This is a genomic window from Sabulicella glaciei (assembly GCF_026183895.1).
In the GTDB taxonomy this organism is placed as follows: domain Bacteria; phylum Pseudomonadota; class Alphaproteobacteria; order Acetobacterales; family Acetobacteraceae; genus Roseococcus; species Roseococcus glaciei.
On sequence record NZ_JAPFQI010000021.1, the window covers coordinates 1 to 17,317 of the forward strand.

The window sequence follows — 17,317 nt, forward strand, 5'->3', positions numbered from 1 at the left end:
GCCTTTCCCGGGCGATGGCACCATGGTCCCGCGGCGAGGCCGCGGGAGCCGGACTCAGCTCCGGCGCTGCTGCGCCTTCACCTTGCGCATGTGCTTGCGCCACCCGCGCGAGCGGCGGGGGGGGGGGGGGGGCCCCCCCCCCCCCGCCACTTTCTTCCGAAGGCGAAAACGCCTCGGCGACGTGAACAGGGATAAGGCTTTCCATGTCCGACGTTTCCGCCGACCCGCGCTTTGCGCGACAGGCGCCCCGCCGTCCCTTGCGCCTGTCCTGGTCGGACGAGCGCGTCCGCAACATCGTCTGGCAGGTGCTGGTCGTGGGCGCGGTGCTGGCGGTGTTCTACTGGCTTTACCGCAACACCTCCTACAACCTGGAAGTCCGGCGCATCGCCACCGGCTTCGGCTTCCTGGAGCGCGAGGCGGGCCTGCCCATCGCCGAATCCCTGATCGAGTACGACCCCTCGATGACCTATTTCCGCGCGCTGCTGGTCGGCGTGCTGAACACGCTGAAGGTCGCCGTCGTGGGCATCGTGCTCGCGACGATCCTCGGCACGCTGCTCGGCATCGCGCGGCTGTCGCGCAACTGGCTGCTGGCGCGCATTGCCGGCGCCTATGTGGAGATCGTGCGCGACCTGCCCCTGCTGCTCCAGCTCCTCTTCTGGTACGCGCTGCTGCAGGCCCTGCCCGGGCCACGCCAGGCGCTGAATCCGGTGGAAGGCGTGTTCCTGTCCAATCGCGGCCTCAAGCTGCCCTCCTTCCGCTGGGAAGACGCGCATGGCTGGGCCCTGATCGCCTTCGTGCTCGGCGTGGTGGGCACCTTCCTGTACCGCCGCTGGGCGCGGGCGCGGCAGATGCAGGACGGGCAGCCCCGGCCGGTCTGGCCGGTGGGCGTGGCGCTGATGGGCGCGCTGCCGCTCGCGGTGTGGTGGGCGCTGGGTGCGCCCTTCCAGCCCGACATCCCCTTTCTGCGCGGCTTCAACTTCCAGGGCGGGCTGACCGTCAGCCCCGAGTTCTTCGCGCTGCTGCTGGGCCTCACCCTCTACACCGCCGGCTTCATCGCCGAGATCGTGCGCGCCGGCATCCTGGCGGTGAACCAGGGCCAGTGGGAGGCGGCGCAGGCGCTGGGCCTGCCGCGCGGGCGCGTCATGTCGCTGGTGGTGCTGCCGCAGGCGCTGCGCGTCATCATCCCGCCGATGACCAGCCAGTTCCTGAACATCACCAAGAACTCGTCCCTCGCCGTCGCCATCGGCTACCAGGACATCGTGTCCATCGCCAACACGACGCTGAACCAGACCGGCCAGGCGATCGAGGGCATCGCCATCATCATGCTGGTCTACCTGACCATCTCGCTGAGCATCAGCCTGTTCATGAATTGGTACAACGCGCGCATCGCGCTGGTGGAAAGGTGACGCCGATGAGCGCGTTGTCCCTTTCCTGCTTCGCTGGCCGCAGGCCAGTGACGCGCGCCCGAATCGCGCTGGTGGAGCGCTGAGCCATGAGCGACGTCGCCCTCAACGAGAACATGCCCAACGACGCGCTGCCGCGCACCGCGCCGAAGCGCCTCCTCGGCCCCGCGGCCTGGGCGCGGGAGAACCTGTTCAGCAACTGGTGGTCCACGGCCATCACCCTGGCGCTGGGCTACCTGCTGATCCGCTATGCCGTGTCCTTCGTGGACTGGGCCTTCGTCAACGCGATCTGGACGGTGCCCTACAACGCCGCCGGCCAGCCTGACACCAGCGCCTGCCGCGACAACAAGGGCGTCGGCGCCTGCTGGGCCATCATCGCCGACAAGCATCGCTTCATCCTGTTCGGCACCTACCCCTATGACGAGCACTGGCGGCCGCTGCTGGTCTGCGCGCTGTTTGTCGGCCTCTACATCGTCTCGGCCATGCGGCGCTTCTGGAACTGGCGCCTCGCGGTGATCTGGGCGGTGACGCTCACCGTCATCGGCATCCTGATGTGGGGCGGGGTGTTCGGCCTTTCCTTTGTCCCGCAGGAGCGCTGGGGCGGGCTGCCCATCACGCTGATCCTCGCCACGTTCGGCCTCGCCTTCGCCTTTCCGCTGGCGATCCTGGTGGCGCTGGGACGGCGCTCGCAGCTGCCGGCCATCAAGGCGCTCTGCGTCCTCTACGTCGAGCTGATCCGCGGCGTGCCGCTGATCTCGCTGCTCTTCATGGCGAGCGTGATGTTCCCCCTCTTCCTTCCCGAGGGGATCAACATCGACAAGCTGCTGCGCGCGCAGATCGCCATCATCCTCTTCGCCGGCGCCTACCTGGCGGAGGTGGTGCGCGGCGGCCTCCAGGCCCTGCCCAAGGGCCAGTACGAGGCGGCCGATGCGCTCGGCCTGTCCTACTGGAAGAAGACCGGGCTCATCATCCTGCCGCAGGCGCTGCGCCTCGTGATCCCGCCCTTGGTGAACACCTTCATCGGCTTCTTCAAGGACACCTCCCTCGTCCTCATCATCGGCATCTTCGACCTGCTGACCGCGGGCAAGACGGCGTTGATCGAGCCGCAATGGCAGGGCTTCGGCGTGGAGGTCTACATCACGCTCGGCCTGATCTACTTCATGTTCTGCTTCGCGATGAGCCAGTACAGCGCCGGGCTCGAGGCGGAGTTCAACCGCCACCGCCGCCGCTGAGGAGACCCCGCATGTCCGCTGCCGAAACCCTCACCTCGGCCGTCAAGGCCGATGCGCCGCCCGCCATCCTGCTGGAGCGGGTGAACAAGTGGTTCGGGTCGCTGCACGTGCTGCGCGACGTCAACCTCAGCGTCGCGCAGGGCGAGCGCGTCGTGGTCTGCGGCCCCTCGGGCTCGGGCAAGTCCACGCTGATCCGCTGCATCAACCGGCTGGAGGAGCATCAGGAAGGCCGCATCAGCGTGGACGGGATCGAGCTGTCCGACGACCTGAAGGCGCTGGACGCCATCCGGCGCGAGGTCGGGATGGTGTTCCAGTCCTTCAACCTCTTCCCGCACCTCACCATCCTCGAGAACTGCACCCTCGCCCCCATCTGGGTCCGCAAGATGCCCAAGAAGGAGGCCGAGGCGCTGGCGATGGAATACCTCACCCGCGTCCGGATCCCGGAGCAGGCGGGCAAGTATCCGGGCCAGTTGTCCGGTGGGCAGCAGCAGCGCGTCGCCATCGCGCGCGCGCTCTGCATGCAACCCAAGATCATGCTCTTCGACGAGCCGACCTCGGCCCTCGACCCCGAGATGATCAAGGAAGTGCTGGACACCATGGTGATGCTGGCCGACACCGGCATGACCATGATCTGCGTGACGCACGAGATGGGCTTCGCCCGCCAAGTGGCGGACCGCGTGGTGTTCATGGACCGCGGCGAAATCGTCGAGCAGGGCGAGCCCGAGGCGATCTTCAGCAACCCGCAGACCGACCGCCTCAAGCTGTTCCTGTCGCAGATCCTGCGGGGACACTGAAAACTCTCCCCACGAAACCTGCATCGCAGGTTTCGTGGGGGCCACAGATCGCGCCAAGGATGCCTTGCGGCGCCGCCCGCCTGCCGATCGGGGCGTCGGCCCGCCCTACATCATCCCCATCTGGCGCAGGCTGGTCCAATTGCCGCTGCCCATGATGACGTGGTCATGCACCGCGATGTCGAGCACGGCGGCGGCCGCCTTCACCGCCGCCGTCATCTCGATGTCGGGGCCGCTCGGCGTCGGGTCGCCGCTCGGGTGGTTGTGCACCAGGATCAGCGCGGTGCTGTGCAGCTCCAGCGCGCGCTTTACCACCTCGCGCGGATAGACCGGGGCGTGGTTCACCGTGCCCCGGTGCAGCACCTCGTCGGCGATCAGGCGGTTGCGCGGGTCCAGGAACAGTACGCGGAACTGCTCCGTCCGCTCCCGCGCCAAGGCGGCGGTGAGGTATTCCATCAGCCGGTCCCAGTTGGACAGGACGGGCATCTCCATCACCTCCGCCTGGACGAGGCGCAGCGCGGCGGCATGGACCAGCTTGATCGCCGCGGCCCCGTTCACCCCCAGCGACGGCTCCCGCGCCAGATGGTCCGCCCGCGCCGCCAGCACCCGACTGAAGGAGCCGTGGCGGTTGATCAGCGCCTTGGCGAGGGGCTTGGTGTCGCCCATGCGGAAGGCGGCGTAGAGCAGCATCTCCAGCAATTCGTAGTCGGCCAGGGAGTCGGGGCCGCGATGCACCAGCTTGTCGCGCATGCGCTGGCGGTGGCCCTGCGGCCCGGTGCCGGGGAAAGGCCGAGCGGGGGCGCCCGAGGGCGCGTCGGCATAGGCTTCGGGCGGGGCGAAGGGACGCTCGTCAGGCACGGCATGACGGAAGCCCGCGCTGATTTCGGCCACGCCTGCAGGCACGGTTCCCGCGCCGCTTTCCGGATAATCCACCCCAAGCCCCCCGGCTTACCCTGCCATCAGGGTAACCCTGGGTTGCGTCGGGGCGTCAAGCCGCGGCGCTACTCCGCGGCCTGGGCCTCGCTCACCACCTTAGGCTGCGACTGCATCCAGGACCAGTAAAGCTCGCGCGCCCGCGTCGCCACGGGGCCGACCGGCAGGGCGCGGCCGTTCATCGCATTGCAGGGCTGCACCTTGGCGTAGTTGCCCGTGGAGAAGATCTCGTCCGCCGTGTCGAGTTCCTCCGGCCGCACCGCCCGCTCCTCCACGGTCATCCCATCCGCCCGCAGCAGGCCGAGCACGCGGGAGCGGGTGATGCCGGCCAGGAAGGTGTGGTTCGCGGCCGGCGTCACCACCACCCCGTCCTTCACGAGCCAGATATTGGAGGCGGCGAACTCCGCCACATGGCCCAGCGCGTCGCACAGCACCGCCATCTCGGCGCCGCGCTCCACCGCCCAGGCCGTGGCGCGGGCGCCGTTAGGGTAGAGGCAGGCCGCCTTGGCGTCGGTGGGGGCCATGTCCGTCGCGGGGCGGCGGAACGGCGCCAGCACGGCGGAGAACCCGGCCCAGGCAGGGATGGGCGCCTCGTAGAGCGCCAGCAGGAAATCCGTGCTGTCGGGATCGGGCCGCGACGCGCCCAGGCCCCGCCGGATGAAGAACATCGGCCGGATGTAGAGCGTCGCCTCCGGCCCCATGCGGCGGATGCCCTCGCGGCACAGCGCCTCGATCTCCTCGGGCGTCTTGGTCGGCTTCATGCCCATGACGCGGGCGGAGCGCACGGCGCGGGCGCAGTGCTTCTCCAGATCGGGCGCCCAGCCGGTGATGGAGCGCGCCCCGTCGAAGATGACGGAGCCGAGCCAGAAGCAGTGGTCCATCGGGCCGATGATCTTCGGCTCCTCGCTGCTCCACTGCCCGTCATACCAATACACGCCGGCCATGCGCGCTCTCCTGTCTCTGGCCCGATCCTGCCATGTCAGCCGGGCGCCTTGAAGCCCTCTCTGCGGCGTGAAGAGGCACCACGCGGGGCGCCGACCGCGTTCCGGGGGGATGTTGCCGCCCTGGCCGAATGGGTCCAGTCTTGTAACTCAGTCAAAGAGGAGGGCGCGCGATGACCATCCATTTCGTCGTGCATGACGAGGGGGATTCGGTGGGGGTTGTGGTGGTCGAGGGGCTGAAGGCCTCCAACCGCATCAACGGCTGGATCATGGATCAGGACAAGATGATTGAGTTCGACGCGAAGTCGGACATCCCGATCGGCCACAAGCTGGCGATCAAGCCGATCAAGGCAGGCGAGGCCATCATCAAGTACGGCGTGGACATCGGAAAGGCCGTGTCGGACATCCAGCCCGGCGAGCACCTGCACGTCCACAACGTCAAGACCAAGCGCTGGTAAGGAAAGACGCGAGCAATGGCGATTGACCTGAAGGGTTCCAGCTTCGAGGGCTGGCGCCGCGAGGACGGGCGCATGGGCGTCCGCAACCACGTGATCATCCTGCCGGTGGACGACCTGTCCAATGCGGCCGCCGAGGCGGTGGCGAACAACATCAAGGGCGCGATGGCGATCCCGCACGCCTATGGCCGCCTCCAGTTCGGCGCCGATCTGGACCTGCATTTCCGCACGCTGATCGGCACCGGCTGCAACCCCAACGTCGCCGCCGTGATCGTGATCGGCATCGAGCCGGGCTGGACCGGCAAGATCGTCGAGGGCATTGCGAAGTCGGGCAAGCCGGTCGAGGGCTTCGCCATCGAGCAGAACGGCGACATCAACACCATCGCGAACGCCTCGCGCGCCGCCTACAAGATGGTGAAGCACGCCTCCCGCCTGAAGAAGTCCAAGGCGCCGCTGGTGGACCTCTGGGTCTCGACCAAGTGCGGCGAGAGCGACACGACCTCCGGCCTCGCCTCCTGCCCCACTGTCGGCAACGCCTTCGACAAGCTGTGGGAGAACGGGCACACGCTGGTGTTCGGCGAGACGACGGAGCTGACGGGGGGCGAGCACCTGGTGAAGGCGCGCTGCAAGACGCCCGAGATCGCCGACAAGTTCCAGGCGATGTTCGACCGCTACCAGCGCGTGGTCGAGACCAACAAGACCAACGACCTGAGCGAAAGCCAGCCCACCAAGGGCAACATCGAGGGTGGGCTCACCACCATCGAGGAGAAGGCGCTCGGCAACATCCAGAAGATCGGCAAGAAGTGCACCGTGGACGGCGTGCTGGACAAGGCCGAGCGTCCGGACGGGCCCGGCCTGTGGTTCATGGACTCATCCTCCGCCGCGGCCGAGATGGTCACGCTCTGCGCCGCCTCGGGCTATGCCGTGCATTTCTTCCCGACGGGCCAGGGCAACGTGATCGGCAACCCGATCCTGCCGGTCATCAAGATCACGGCGAATCCGCGCACCCAGCGCACCATGGGCGAGCATATCGACGTGGACGTGACCGGGCTGCTGCAGAAGCGCATGAACATGGATGACGCGGGCGAGGCGCTGCTCGACTGCATGCTGCGCACCGCCGATGGCGAGCTGACGGCGGCCGAGCTGCTCGGCCACCGCGAGTTCAGCCTCACGCGCCTCTACGAAAGCGCCTGACCCGGGAGGGAGGGGCGCGCTTGGCGCGGGGCGCCCCCCTCCCTTTTTATGTTGCAGCGCACAACGACCGGCCCCACGTCACGTTCCTCCCAGGGCGCCTTCTCGCGCCGCCCATTGATAAGGAACATGCCGGTGCGCAAGCCTTTTGCCTCGCTTGACGATCTGGTTCGCCGGCACGTCGCTTCTTCCGGTCCTTCCGGTCCCTCCCCCCTGTCGCGCCTGGTCGGGTTCGGCGCCAATCCGGGCGCGCTGGACGGCTATAGCTTCGTGCCGCCCGGGGCACGCGGCCTCGTGGTCATCCTGCATGGATGCCAGCAGGATGCGCGCGGCTATGACCGCGGCACCGGCTGGACCACCCTGGCCGAGCGCGAGGGCTTCGCCGTGCTGGCGCCCGAGCAGCGCGGCCCCAACAACCCGATGCGCTGCTTCAACTGGTTCGACATGGAGCGCGGCCGCGCCGAGGCGGAAAGCATCGCGCAGATGGTTCGCCACCTCGTCGCCGCCGAGGGGCTAGACGCGCGGCGCGTCTACGTGTCCGGGCTTTCCGCCGGCGGCGCCATGGCGAATTTCCTGCTCGCCGCCCATCCGGCGCTGTTCGCCGGCGGCGCGGTCCTGGCCGGGCTGCCCTTCGGCGCGGCCCGCACGATGGAGGAGGCGCTGCTGGCGATGCGCGGCGGCGTCCGCCACGCGCCGCGCGAATGGGGCGACCTGGTCCGCCGCGCCTCCAACCATCGCGGCCCGTGGCCCAGCGTGTCCATCTGGCAGGGGGCCGCCGACACCACCGTGGCCCCCCGCAACGCCGCCGACCTCGCCGCGCAATGGCTCGACCTGCACGGCATCACGGGCGCGCCGCGCTCGAGCGTGACGGTGGATGGCGCGCGCCGCCTGCAATGGCACGACGGGGCGGGGCGGACGGCGGTGGAGGCCTGGACGCTGGAAGGGCTGGCGCATGGCGCGCCGATCGGCCCGGGGGTGGAGGAAGCGGTGCGCCGTGGCGGCGTGGCCGGTCCCTTCATCCTGGATGCCGGGATCCACTCCACCTGGCACAGCGCCGCCGCCTGGGGCCTCGCCGACCCGGAGCGGGTGATCGCCGACGCACCCGAGGCCGCCCCGCGCCCGCGCGAGGCGCCGCTGATGCCCGACCCGCTGGAATGGGCGCAGATGTCGCCGGAGCAGGCGATCGAGCGGGCGATGCGGCTGGCCGGCCGCCAGTAGCGCCAGCCGGCCGCGCGGGCGTGGGTTCAGCCCCGCGCCCGCGCCCGGAACATCAGCAGCAGCCCGCCCAGGGTTAGCGCGCCGCCCACGAGGTCGCCCCAGATCAGCCGCTCGCCGAGCAGGGACCAGCCGATCAGCGCGGCCACTGGGGGCGAGAGGAGCTGGAGCGCCGCCGCGTTGCTCGGCCCGAAGCGGCGGATCACGACAAAGAACAGCGCGTAGCCGCCCATCCCCACCACGACGGAGGAATACACCATGCCCAGGATGAAGGGGGTGGAGGCGCTCGTGGGCAGGGGGCCGCCAAAGGGCACGGCCAGCAGGACCAGCACCAGCGCCGCCACCGCCGTCTGGCCGAGATTCGCCACCCAGGGATCCATGCGCGCCCGCGCCGGGGCGTAGATCAGCACCCCAGCCGCCTGCAGCAGGGCACCCAGCAGCGTCAGTCCGAGGCCCCAGGCCTCCGCCGCCGCCAGCCCATCCGCCGAGCGCGACAGCCCTAGCACCGCGACACCCAGCCAGCCCAGGGCGAGGCCCAGCCAGCCCAGACGCGCCATCGCCTCGCCGCGCAGCGCGGAACCCAGGGCGACAAAGAGCGGCGAGGTGGCGGCCAGCAGCGCGACGAGACCGGACGGCACGTGCTTGGACGCCACCCAGGCGCAGGCGAGGTAGCCGCCCATGCCCAGCGCCCCCATGCCGAAGAGCCGCCACGCATCGCCGCCGCGCGGAAAGGAGGCGCGGCGAAGGGACCAGATCAGGGCCAGGGCCGGCACCACCAGGACGAAGCGCAGGGCCAGCGCCCAGAGCGGCGGCCATTCCAGCGCCACCACCCGCGCCGCGTTGAAGGCCGAGCCCCAGATCAGGATGTAGGAAGCGGCGAGGAGGAGGCTCACCCGGCCCGGTCGCGCAGCAATGCCTCCAGCCGCGCCAGCGCCTCGCGCATCTCGGCCGCCTGCCTCTCGGCCCGTGCCAGGGCAATGCCCAGGCCCCCGATCGCGATCAGCGCCAGGGCTGAAACCAGGCCCGCCATGGCGTAGAGCATCCGCGCGCGCGACCAGCCATCGCCGCCCAGCGGCGAGGCCTCCCAGGCCAGCTGGAGGCACATCAGCACCGCCAGCGCGCCCACGACCTGCAGGAAGCGGTGGAGGATCACGCGCGCCTCGCCAGCGCGGCTTCCAGAGTGTTCTCCAGCAGGCAGGCGATGGTCATGGGGCCAACGCCGCCCGGCACGGGGGTGATGGCGGCGGCCATCGTCTCGGCCTCAGTGAAGGCGACGTCGCCGACGAGGCGCCCGTCGGGCAGGCGGTTGATGCCCACATCCACCACAGTGGCGCCAGGCTTGATCCAGCCGCCGCGCACCATCTCCGGCCGCCCGACCGCCGCCACCAGGATGTCGGCGCGGCGGCATTCAGCCGGCAGGTCGTCGGTGCGGGAATGGGCCATGGTGACGGTGCAGTCGGCGCCCAGCAGGAGCTGCGCCATGGGCCGCCCGACGATCTGCGACCGGCCGAGCACGATGGCGCGCGCCCCGCGCAGCTTCACCCCGGCCTCCCGCAGCAGGTGCATCACCCCGCGCGGCGTGCAGGGCACGAGGCCGGGCAGGCCGGAGGCGAGGCGCCCGGCATTGATCGGGTGGAACCCGTCCACGTCCTTTGCCGGGTCCACGGCGGCGATCGCCGCCTCGGCCCGGATGTGGCCCGGCAGGGGAAGCTGCACCAGGATGCCGTCCACCGCCGGGTCGGCGTTCAGCGCCGCGATCTCGCGCAGCAGGGCGTCCTCGGCGGTGTCCTCGGACAGGTGCAGGGTGCGGCTTTCGAACCCCGCCTCCCGCGCCGCGCGGTCCTTGTTGCGGACATAGACGCCGCTTGCCGGGTCCTCCCCCACGCGCACGACGACGAGGCCGGGGCGGAAGCCAATTCCGGCGACGCGCTCGGCCAGCCCGGCGCGCAGCCGCGCGGCCACGGCCTTGCCGTCGAGGATTCGCGCCATGGTCAGAAATACACCCCGCCGCGGATCAGGTAGCCCTGGATGGCCGCGACCAGCAGCATGGCGGCCTGGATCAGCAGCAGCACCACGAGGGGCGAAAGGTCGATGCCGCCCAGATTGGGCAGCCGGTCGCGCACCGGGCGCAAGGCCGGTTCGGTCACGCGGTAGAAAAAGTCGCCGATGGTCCAGACCACGCGGTTGCGCGTGTCCAGGATGCCGAAGCCGGTCAGCAGCGACAGCACGGCGGCGATGATGATGGCCCAGAAAAACAGGTTCAGGCCAGCCATCACGAGAAAGAACAAGGCATCGAGGATCATGGCGTCCGGTGGTTCCGTGGCGTGGCCCGGTTTGTCGCGGATAGGGGGGTTTGCCGCAAGGGGCGCTGTTGACTCCGCGCGCGGAACGGGTCACACACCGGCCCCACGCCGCGCCCCATCGCGGCGCGTGGATACGGGGCTGTAGCTCAGTTGGGAGAGCGCGTCGTTCGCAATGACGAGGCCAGGGGTTCGATTCCCCTCAGCTCCACCACCATTCCATTTTAAACACTTGAATGAGCTGGCTTTTAGAAAGCCGCTGCTCCGCTTTCCCAACTACCTTCGCGACTACGGCGTGCTGACGCGTTATGCCGACCGTGTGCGTCGAGGTTGTTGGCCGCGCTCTTCGATCCAGCGCCTCGCGCCCCATAGGGAATCTTGCGTTCGACACGCCAAGCTCGCGCATGACGTGCCCAACTCAGGCCCGCCGCCGCGCGGGCTCCCACTTTCCCGAGGCGGCTTCCTTCGGATGACCTTCTCGAGCGTCAGGTCCGACACCGCCTTCCGAAGCCGCGCCTTCTCCCGCGCCGACTCCTTCAGCCGCTTCGCCTGGTCCAGCTTCAAGCCGGCCGAGTTCCATCCGCTACCGAGAATACGTCTGCGCCGTCACCCCGATCGTCCGCACCGCCTCAACAGCGGATTTTCCCTATGCGAGCGAAACCTCGACCGGGTGCAGCTTCGGCACGATTTCCTTCGGCTTGTGATGCTTCCTCGCCATTCTCAGTGCTCTCCTCGGCTCCGTCGAACTCATTCCGCCGGCGGCCCGCTTCCAAGGGGGCAGGTCAGGAGAGGCTCAAGGAATGGCAAGCCGTTGCCACGCGATTCGCGAAAACCGCCGAGTCCCTTCCTCAGCGCGCCGTGCCTCACCGTCCCGATCGATCATTTCAAGAGATGACAGACCCCAGCAAGCAACAACAGAAGAAAAAAGAATCTCGCTTCCAAAAAAAATAATGTGCCCGCATATAAGCATCAAAGATGGCAGATAATCGCATTTATTGGCTTGATCTGCCGTTAATCTTGCCCGAGCGTTGCGGCGATGCTTAGAACAGCGCCTCGGCAATCCGCCACTCGACACAATAACCGTAAGACGCGCCGTTGTCGGTGAGGCGCATCTCTATTTCGAGAGCGGCGGCGCAAGCCCTCGGCCCCTTTCCGCTGATCAGGACGGCCGCCAAGCGCGTTGACCAGGCCGCAGCCCAGTTGCGGCATTCCGTCGCGCGTTGGGCCCCCGGCGTGATCCAGCCCAAGCCGCGTCAGTTGACCATTGCCGTCACGGCGGACTGCAACCTGCGCTGCAAGGGCTGCCGCTACGGGCGCGACTTCATGGCCGGCGAGCGCCTTTCCCTCGAGACGATCCGCTCCGTGCTGGAGGATGCGCGGGAGGCCGGGATCGACCGCGTCCGCTTCTATGGCGGCGAGCCCCTGCTGCATCCCGACCTGCCGGCCATGGTGCGGCACACGATCGGCCTCGGCATGCGTCCGTACGTGACCACCAACGGCACGCATCTCGGCCCGAAGATCCCGGCGCTCTTCGACGCGGGGCTGCGCCTCGCCACCATCGGCTTCTACGGCATCGGCGCGCGCTACGACGACTACACGCGGCGCCGGGGTCACTTCGAGCGTCTCGAACGCAGCCTTTCCCAGGTCCGGGAGAGGTACGGAAGCACTTTCGAGCTGCAGCTCAACTTCGTCCTCATCCGCGAAACCTGCAACCTCGCCGACCTCGAGCTGGCTTGGTCCTTCGCCCGCAAATACGACATGTTCTTCCACATCGACCTCGCGAACTACGCGGCTCCGTTCTTTGTCCAGGACCGCGAGGCCGATCTGCAGCTCCAGCCCGATGACCGTCCGCGCGTCGAGGCCGTGACGCGCGCCCTGCTGGACCTCAAGAGGTCGGAGCCAGAGCGCTTCCTGCACTCACCCGAATTCATCCGCTCGGTGCCCGATTGGCTGCTGAAGGGGCCTGCCATGCGCGTCCCCTGCGACGCCTATGAACTGCTCTGGCTCGGCGCCGACGGCACGCTGCAGCTTTGCGACGTCGCGCTGCCGCTCGGCAACGTCAACACGCACCGCCTGCGCGACCTCTTGTTCACCGAGGCGCACGCGCAGGCCGCTCGCGACGGCTTCCAGCTCAACTGCCCGAACTGCACCTGCAAGGCGCAGACGCGCATCCAGAAAGACGTCCCATCCATGCGCCGCTACGGCCGCATGCTCGCAGGGGAGGCGACACAGGCTTGACCCGGATCATCACGATCGACCATCGCTCCGGACCCGCGCTCCGGCGCCTGACGGACGCCATGCGGGAATCGGCCCGCGCCGCCACCCGCTCCATGCCGGCCCTCAAGCGGAGCCTGCGGCAGATCGAGCAGGGCGTGGGCCTGGTGGAGCACTCAATTGGGCAGATGGTCCCTTCGGTGATCCAGCCCCGGCCGCGGCGCATCACCGTCGCGGTCACCGCGAACTGCAACCTGCGCTGCACTGGCTGCCGCTATGGCCGCGACTTCATGCCGGGCCACCAGCTTTCGCTGAACGAGGTGCGCAACCTCCTCGACGACGCCAAGGCAGGTGGGGTCGAACTGGTGCGGCTCTATGGCGGCGAGCCGCTGCTGCACAAGCAGCTGCCGGAGATGGTCCAGCATTCGGTAGGGCTTGGCCTCGCGACCTATGTCACGACGAACGGCACCCTGCTCCGGCAGAAGATCGACGCGCTGTTCGAGGCCGGGCTGCGGAACATCACGATCGGCTTCTACGGAACGGGGGAGGGCTACGACAGCTACGTCAACCGCAAGGCCTCCTTCGCGCGGCTGGAGGAGGGGCTGACCTACGCACGTGCCCGCTACGGCTCGGCGCTGTCGCTGCAGCTCAACTACCTCATCATGCGTCCGACCTGCACGGTCGAGGCGCTGCGCACGGCATGGGATTTCGCCGAGCGCTTCGACATGAGCTTCCACACGGACCTCGTCCACTACTCCCTGCCCTATTTCACCGATGGCCAGCAAGGCGGGCTGCACTTCACGCAGGAGCAGGAACCCGAGATCCGCCGCGTCGTCGCGGAACTCAGCCGTCTCAAGCAAGCGAATCCGCTGCGGGTGCGCGAAAGCCTGGCCAGCATCCACTCCATCCCGGACTGGCTGCTCAAGGGCCCGGACATGCGCGTGCCCTGCGACGTGAGCAATCTGATCTGGGTTGGCGCCGATGGCTCGGTGCAGCTGTGCTACGTCACCTTCAAGCTGGGCAATATCCGCGAAAGCCCGCTGAGGGACATGCTCTTCACTCCGACGCATCGGCAAGCGGCACGCGACGCCTTCCAGCTAAACTGCCCGAACTGCCATTGCGAACGCGACAGCCGCATCCAGAAGCATCTTCCAAGCCGCCTCCGCTATGCGAGCCTGCCCAAGGAGAGCGCGTGACCTAGGCCTCGCCGCGATACAGCCTGTCATAGGCGGACCATTCGGCCTCGAAGGAGAAGGCCGCGGCCCGGCGCGCCGCAGCAGCGCTGAAGTGCGCCCGCTCTTCCGCATGCGCCGCCAAGCGCCCGATGGCCGCAGCAAGCGAGGAAGGGTCAAAGGGCGGCACGAGCAGCCCGGCCGCATCGCCGCCCGTCCCGACCATGTGGGGGATGCCGCCGACATGGGTCGCGACGACTGGCACGCCGCAGGCCATGCCCTCGAGGAGCACCAGCGGTGCCGCTTCGTGGGCGGAGCACAGCGTGATCAGGTCCAGGCCGCGCATCAGCGCCGCCATGTCCGCCGCCTGGGAAAGGAAGCGGATATTCCCCAGACCGGCCGCATCCCGCCTGACCTGCTCCGCCAATGGCCCTTGGCCCACGAGCAGGAAGACCACCCGCGGTGCCGTGCGGGCCAGCGTGGCGGCAGCCTCCAGAAGATCCGCGTGCCGCTTGATGGGATCGAGACGCGCCACATGTCCAACGAGGATCGCGTCGTCGCCTATGCCCATTTCGCGTCGCCAGGATGGAGGCGCGGGGGCGGGAAAGAACTCGCCCTGGTCCACCCCGTTCCAGATCGTCGAACACGGGCCGAGCCAACCCGCCACGCGAAGCCGCTCCGACAGCTCGTCGGAAACCGCCGCGACCTCGGCCACGCGGGACGCCAGGCGATTCAGTCGCCGCGCGTGGGAAGTGGGATGGCTGGGCCAGGTGTGGAAGGTCGCGACGACCCTCGGCGGCCGCCGGAGGAGAAGCCGGGATGCCAGGGCGGCATAGAACAGCGCCGTGTCGTTGTGCGCATGGATGGCGCCCGCTCCCATGCGCCGGAGCAAGCGCGCCAGCCGCCAGGCGAAGCGCAGGTCCAGCCCGCCACCCCGCGGCAGGAAATGGGTTGGGACCTCGCCTGGGTCGAAATCGGTTTCCGGGCCGCGGAAAGGCTGGTCGAACAGCACCAGCGCGTGGTCCTGCCCTTCGCGCAGTCCCCTTCGCGCGAGCCGAAGCGCCGCGCGTTCCTTGCCGCCGATGGTCAAGCCACTGAGGAGGTGAGCGACTGCGGTCATCCTGTGGCAAGGGGTGCGGGCGGCGGGACGATGCCCGCCGCGCCGCGTCGCCTCACGGCCGCCGCAGGTCGAAGCGGTCGGCGTTCATCACCTTGGTCCAGGCGGCGATGAAGTCACCCACGAACTTCCGTCCCGCATCCGCCGAGGCATAAACCTCGCTCAGCGCGCGAAGCTGCGAGTTGGCGCCGAAGGCGAGGTCGGTGCGCGTCGCCGTCCACTTCTCCTCGTGGCTCTTGCGGCAGGTGCCGGTGAAGACCTCGTCCGCGTGGCCATCCACCATCTTCCACGCCGTGCCCATGTCGAGCAGGTTCACGAAGAAGTCGTTGGTGAGCAGCCCTGGCCGATCGGTGAAGACGCCGTGCTTCGAGCCGCCGTGGTTGGCCCCCAGCACGCGCAGCCCGCCGACCAGCACCGTCATCTCCGGCCCGTTGAGGCCGAGAAGCGCCGCGCGGTCCAGAAGGAGCTCCTCCGTCGGCACGTTGAACGACACCTGGAGGTAGTTGCGGAACCCGTCCGCCTTGGGCTCCAGCACGTCGAAGCTCGCCGCGTCGGTCTGCTCGGCGCTGGCGTCGGTGCGGCCGGGGGCGAAGGGCACCTGGACGTCGTGGCCGGCATCCTTCGCCGCCTTCTCCACCGCGGCGGTGCCGCCGAGCACGATCAGGTCGGCCAGCGAGACCTTCTTGCCTCCCTGGGCCGCGCCGTCGAACTCGGCCTTGATGCCCTCATATGCCTTCAGCACCTTGGCCAGGCGCTTCGGCTCGTTCACCTCCCAGTCCTTCTGCGGCGCGAGGCGGATGCGCGCGCCGTTGGCGCCGCCCCGATGGTCCGAGCCGCGATAGGTGGAGGCCGAGGCCCAGGCCGTCGCCACGAGTTCGGCGGTGGACAGGCCGGAATCGAGAATCTTGCGCTTCAGCGCGGCGATGTCGGCCTCGTCGATCGGCGCGTAGTCGGCCTGCGGGATCGGGTCCTGCCAGAGGAGGTCCTCCGCCGGGACCTCGGGGCCCAGGTAACGGATCTTCGGCCCCATGTCGCGATGGCACAGCTTGAACCAGGCGCGGGCGAAGGCGTCGGCGAACTCGCCGGGGTTGGCGCGGAACCGCTCGGAGATCTTGCGGTATTCCGGGTCCACTTTTAACGCCATGTCGGCCGTGGTCATCATGGTCGGCAGGCGCTTGTCCGGGCTGTGCGCGCCGGGCGCCATGTCCTCGGGCTTCTGGTTGACGGGCTGCCACTGCTTGGCTCCCGCCGGGCTTTCCACCAGCTCGTACTCGTAGTCGAGCAGCATGTGGAAGTAGCTGTTGTCCCACTCGATCGGCGTGGGGGTCCAGGCGCCTTCCAGTCCGCTGGTGATGGTGTGGTCGCCGAAGCCGCTCTCATGGCCGCTCTGCCAGCCCAGACCCTGCTGCGCGATATCGGAACCCTCCGGCTCCGCGCCCACCTTCTTGGCGTCGCCCGCGCCGTGGCACTTGCCGAAGGTGTGGCCGCCGGCGGTGAGCGCCACCGTCTCCTCGTCGTTCATGCCCATGCGCGCGAAGGTTTCGCGCATGTCTCGGCCCGAGCCGGCCGGATCGGGCACGCCGCCAGGACCTTCCGGGTTCACGTAGATCAGGCCCATCTGGATCGCGGCCAGCGGGCTTTCCAGCGCCTTCTCCGCCGAGGGGTCGATGCGGGTGTCGCCGAGCCATTCCTCCTCGGTGCCCCAGTAGATGTCCTTCTCGGGCTCCCAGACGTCCTCACGCCCGCCGCCGAAGCCGAAGACGGGGCCGCCCATGGATTCGATGGCGACGTTGCCGGTGAGGATCATCAGGTCGGCCCAGGAAAGCTTCTGGCCGTATTTCTGCTTGATGGGCCAAAGCAGGCGCCGCGCCTTGTCGAGATTGGCGTTGTCCGGCCAGGAGTTCAGCGGCGCGAAGCGCTGCCCGCCAGAGGAGGCGCCGCCGCGCCCGTCGCCCGTGCGGTAGGTGCCAGCACTGTGCCAGGCCATGCGGATGAAGAAGGGGCCGTAATGCCCGTAATCGGCCGGCCACCAGGGCTGGCTATCGGTCATCAGCGCGCGGAGGTCCTGCTTCACCGCCTCGTAGTCGAGGGTCTGGAACTCCTTGCGGTAGTTGAAGCCGTCGCCCATCGGATTCCCGGTGCGACCCTTCTGGTGAAGGATGTCGAGCGAAAGATGGTTCGGCCACCAGTCGCGATTGGTCCGCCCGAGCAGCGAGCGCAGCGCGCCCGGCTTCTTCATGGGGCAGCTCAGCGGACCGCTCGGTTGATTCGTGTCCATGGCGTCAGTCCCTCCCTGGATTGCTGCGGGCAGCCTAGGGAGGGTCCGTTATCGCTGGAAACGATTTTTCATGAT

At 68.8% G+C, this 17,317-nt stretch carries 16 protein-coding genes, 1 tRNA gene and 1 pseudogene; 9 read left to right on the forward strand and 9 right to left on the reverse strand.

Annotated elements, in window-relative coordinates:
- The first annotated feature begins 203 nt into the window (after positions 1–203).
- The 3 genes from OF850_RS19120 (at position 204) to OF850_RS19130 (ending at position 3,429) form a co-directional block, all read left to right on the forward strand.
- On the forward strand, positions 204–1,406 hold the full coding sequence (locus OF850_RS19120; protein ID WP_301591935.1) for an amino acid ABC transporter permease: 1,203 nt from the start codon (positions 204–206) through the stop codon (positions 1,404–1,406).
- 86 nt (positions 1,407–1,492) lie between these two features.
- The gene (locus tag OF850_RS19125) at positions 1,493–2,635 is read left to right on the forward strand and encodes an amino acid ABC transporter permease (RefSeq protein ID WP_408906480.1); all 1,143 of its coding nucleotides are present in this window, start codon (positions 1,493–1,495) and stop codon (positions 2,633–2,635) included.
- Between the two features lie 11 nt (positions 2,636–2,646).
- On the forward strand, positions 2,647–3,429 hold the full coding sequence (locus OF850_RS19130) for an amino acid ABC transporter ATP-binding protein (protein WP_301591936.1): 783 nt from the start codon (positions 2,647–2,649) through the stop codon (positions 3,427–3,429).
- Positions 3,430–3,534: 105 nt separating this feature from the next.
- Here the strand turns inward: OF850_RS19130 and radC are convergent, their stop codons facing one another.
- Both radC and OF850_RS19140 read right to left on the reverse strand, forming a co-directional pair.
- The gene (gene radC / locus OF850_RS19135; RefSeq protein WP_301591937.1) at positions 3,535–4,317 is read right to left on the reverse strand and encodes a RadC family protein; all 783 of its coding nucleotides are present in this window, start codon (positions 4,315–4,317) and stop codon (positions 3,535–3,537) included.
- A 110-nt stretch (positions 4,318–4,427) separates the two neighbouring features.
- A complete protein-coding gene (locus OF850_RS19140) occupies positions 4,428–5,303 on the reverse strand; it encodes a branched-chain amino acid aminotransferase (RefSeq protein WP_301591938.1) in 876 nt (291 codons plus the stop codon).
- 170 nt (positions 5,304–5,473) lie between these two features.
- Between OF850_RS19140 and OF850_RS19145 the strand changes: the two genes are divergently transcribed.
- From OF850_RS19145 to OF850_RS19155, 3 genes are all read left to right on the forward strand, one after another.
- Positions 5,474–5,758 carry a UxaA family hydrolase gene (locus tag OF850_RS19145; protein WP_301591939.1) on the forward strand — a complete coding sequence of 95 codons (285 nt, stop codon included), beginning with the start codon at positions 5,474–5,476 and terminating at the stop codon, positions 5,756–5,758.
- A 15-nt stretch (positions 5,759–5,773) separates the two neighbouring features.
- Positions 5,774–6,949, forward strand: coding sequence for a UxaA family hydrolase (locus OF850_RS19150; protein WP_302474491.1), 1,176 nt, complete (start codon positions 5,774–5,776; stop codon positions 6,947–6,949).
- A gap of 132 nt (positions 6,950–7,081) precedes the next feature.
- Positions 7,082–8,164 carry an extracellular catalytic domain type 1 short-chain-length polyhydroxyalkanoate depolymerase gene (locus OF850_RS19155; RefSeq protein WP_301591940.1) on the forward strand — a complete coding sequence of 361 codons (1,083 nt, stop codon included), beginning with the start codon at positions 7,082–7,084 and terminating at the stop codon, positions 8,162–8,164.
- A gap of 26 nt (positions 8,165–8,190) precedes the next feature.
- Here OF850_RS19155 and OF850_RS19160 read toward each other — a convergent pair whose 3' ends face one another.
- The 4 genes from OF850_RS19160 to OF850_RS19175 are packed head-to-tail and all read right to left on the reverse strand — an operon-like array spanning position 8,191 to position 10,464.
- A complete protein-coding gene (locus OF850_RS19160; RefSeq protein ID WP_301591941.1) occupies positions 8,191–9,054 on the reverse strand; it encodes a DMT family transporter in 864 nt (287 codons plus the stop codon).
- A complete protein-coding gene (locus OF850_RS23765) occupies positions 9,051–9,314 on the reverse strand; it encodes a hypothetical protein (RefSeq protein WP_301591942.1) in 264 nt (87 codons plus the stop codon). Before OF850_RS23765 ends, OF850_RS19160 begins: the two co-directional genes overlap by 4 nt.
- A complete protein-coding gene (gene folD / locus OF850_RS19170) occupies positions 9,311–10,150 on the reverse strand; it encodes a bifunctional methylenetetrahydrofolate dehydrogenase/methenyltetrahydrofolate cyclohydrolase FolD (RefSeq protein WP_301591943.1) in 840 nt (279 codons plus the stop codon). The genes OF850_RS23765 and folD overlap by 4 nt, the downstream gene beginning before the upstream one ends.
- A gap of 2 nt (positions 10,151–10,152) precedes the next feature.
- Positions 10,153–10,464 (reverse strand): YggT family protein, encoded by a 312-nt coding sequence (locus OF850_RS19175; RefSeq protein WP_301591944.1) that lies wholly within the window; start codon positions 10,462–10,464, stop codon positions 10,153–10,155.
- 135 nt (positions 10,465–10,599) lie between these two features.
- Between OF850_RS19175 and OF850_RS19180 the strand changes: the two genes are divergently transcribed.
- Positions 10,600–10,675, forward strand: a tRNA-Ala gene (locus OF850_RS19180).
- A 207-nt stretch (positions 10,676–10,882) separates the two neighbouring features.
- On the opposite strand, the pseudogene OF850_RS19185 reads toward OF850_RS19180, so the two are convergent.
- A pseudogene (locus tag OF850_RS19185) lies at positions 10,883–11,179 on the reverse strand (IS3 family transposase); the annotation flags it as partial.
- Between the two features lie 482 nt (positions 11,180–11,661).
- Here OF850_RS19185 and OF850_RS19190 point away from each other — a divergent pair.
- Both OF850_RS19190 and OF850_RS19195 read left to right on the forward strand, forming a co-directional pair.
- Complete coding sequence (locus OF850_RS19190) at positions 11,662–12,699, forward strand: radical SAM protein (RefSeq protein WP_301591945.1); 1,038 nt, start codon at positions 11,662–11,664, stop codon at positions 12,697–12,699.
- Positions 12,696–13,871, forward strand: a complete 1,176-nt coding sequence (locus tag OF850_RS19195; RefSeq protein ID WP_301591946.1) for a radical SAM protein — start codon at positions 12,696–12,698, stop codon at positions 13,869–13,871. Before OF850_RS19190 ends, OF850_RS19195 begins: the two co-directional genes overlap by 4 nt.
- Before the next feature lies 1 nt (position 13,872).
- Here the strand turns inward: OF850_RS19195 and OF850_RS19200 are convergent, their stop codons facing one another.
- Together OF850_RS19200 and katG are read right to left on the reverse strand one after the other, a co-directional pair.
- On the reverse strand, positions 13,873–14,967 hold the full coding sequence (locus tag OF850_RS19200; protein ID WP_301591947.1) for a glycosyltransferase: 1,095 nt from the start codon (positions 14,965–14,967) through the stop codon (positions 13,873–13,875).
- A 52-nt stretch (positions 14,968–15,019) separates the two neighbouring features.
- On the reverse strand, positions 15,020–17,242 hold the full coding sequence (katG, locus tag OF850_RS19205; RefSeq protein WP_408906481.1) for a catalase/peroxidase HPI: 2,223 nt from the start codon (positions 17,240–17,242) through the stop codon (positions 15,020–15,022).
- Positions 17,243–17,317 lie beyond the last annotated feature (75 nt).

Excerpts from the sequence above, each read along its gene's own strand:
- OF850_RS19120 (WP_301591935.1), top strand. The coding sequence starts at position 204 with ATGTCCGACGTTTCCGCCGACCCGCGCTTTGCGCGACAGGCGCCCCGC.
- OF850_RS19125 (WP_408906480.1), top strand. The coding sequence starts at position 1,493 with ATGAGCGACGTCGCCCTCAACGAGAACATGCCCAACGACGCGCTGCCG.
- OF850_RS19130 (WP_301591936.1), top strand. The coding sequence starts at position 2,647 with ATGTCCGCTGCCGAAACCCTCACCTCGGCCGTCAAGGCCGATGCGCCG.
- OF850_RS19140 (WP_301591938.1), bottom strand. The coding sequence starts at position 5,303 with ATGGCCGGCGTGTATTGGTATGACGGGCAGTGGAGCAGCGAGGAGCCG.
- OF850_RS19145 (WP_301591939.1), top strand. The coding sequence starts at position 5,474 with ATGACCATCCATTTCGTCGTGCATGACGAGGGGGATTCGGTGGGGGTT.
- OF850_RS19150 (WP_302474491.1), top strand. The coding sequence starts at position 5,774 with ATGGCGATTGACCTGAAGGGTTCCAGCTTCGAGGGCTGGCGCCGCGAG.
- folD (WP_301591943.1), bottom strand. The coding sequence starts at position 10,150 with ATGGCGCGAATCCTCGACGGCAAGGCCGTGGCCGCGCGGCTGCGCGCC.
- OF850_RS19175 (WP_301591944.1), bottom strand. The coding sequence starts at position 10,464 with ATGATCCTCGATGCCTTGTTCTTTCTCGTGATGGCTGGCCTGAACCTG.
- OF850_RS19200 (WP_301591947.1), bottom strand. The coding sequence starts at position 14,967 with ATGACCGCAGTCGCTCACCTCCTCAGTGGCTTGACCATCGGCGGCAAG.
- katG (WP_408906481.1), bottom strand. The coding sequence starts at position 17,242 with ATGGACACGAATCAACCGAGCGGTCCGCTGAGCTGCCCCATGAAGAAG.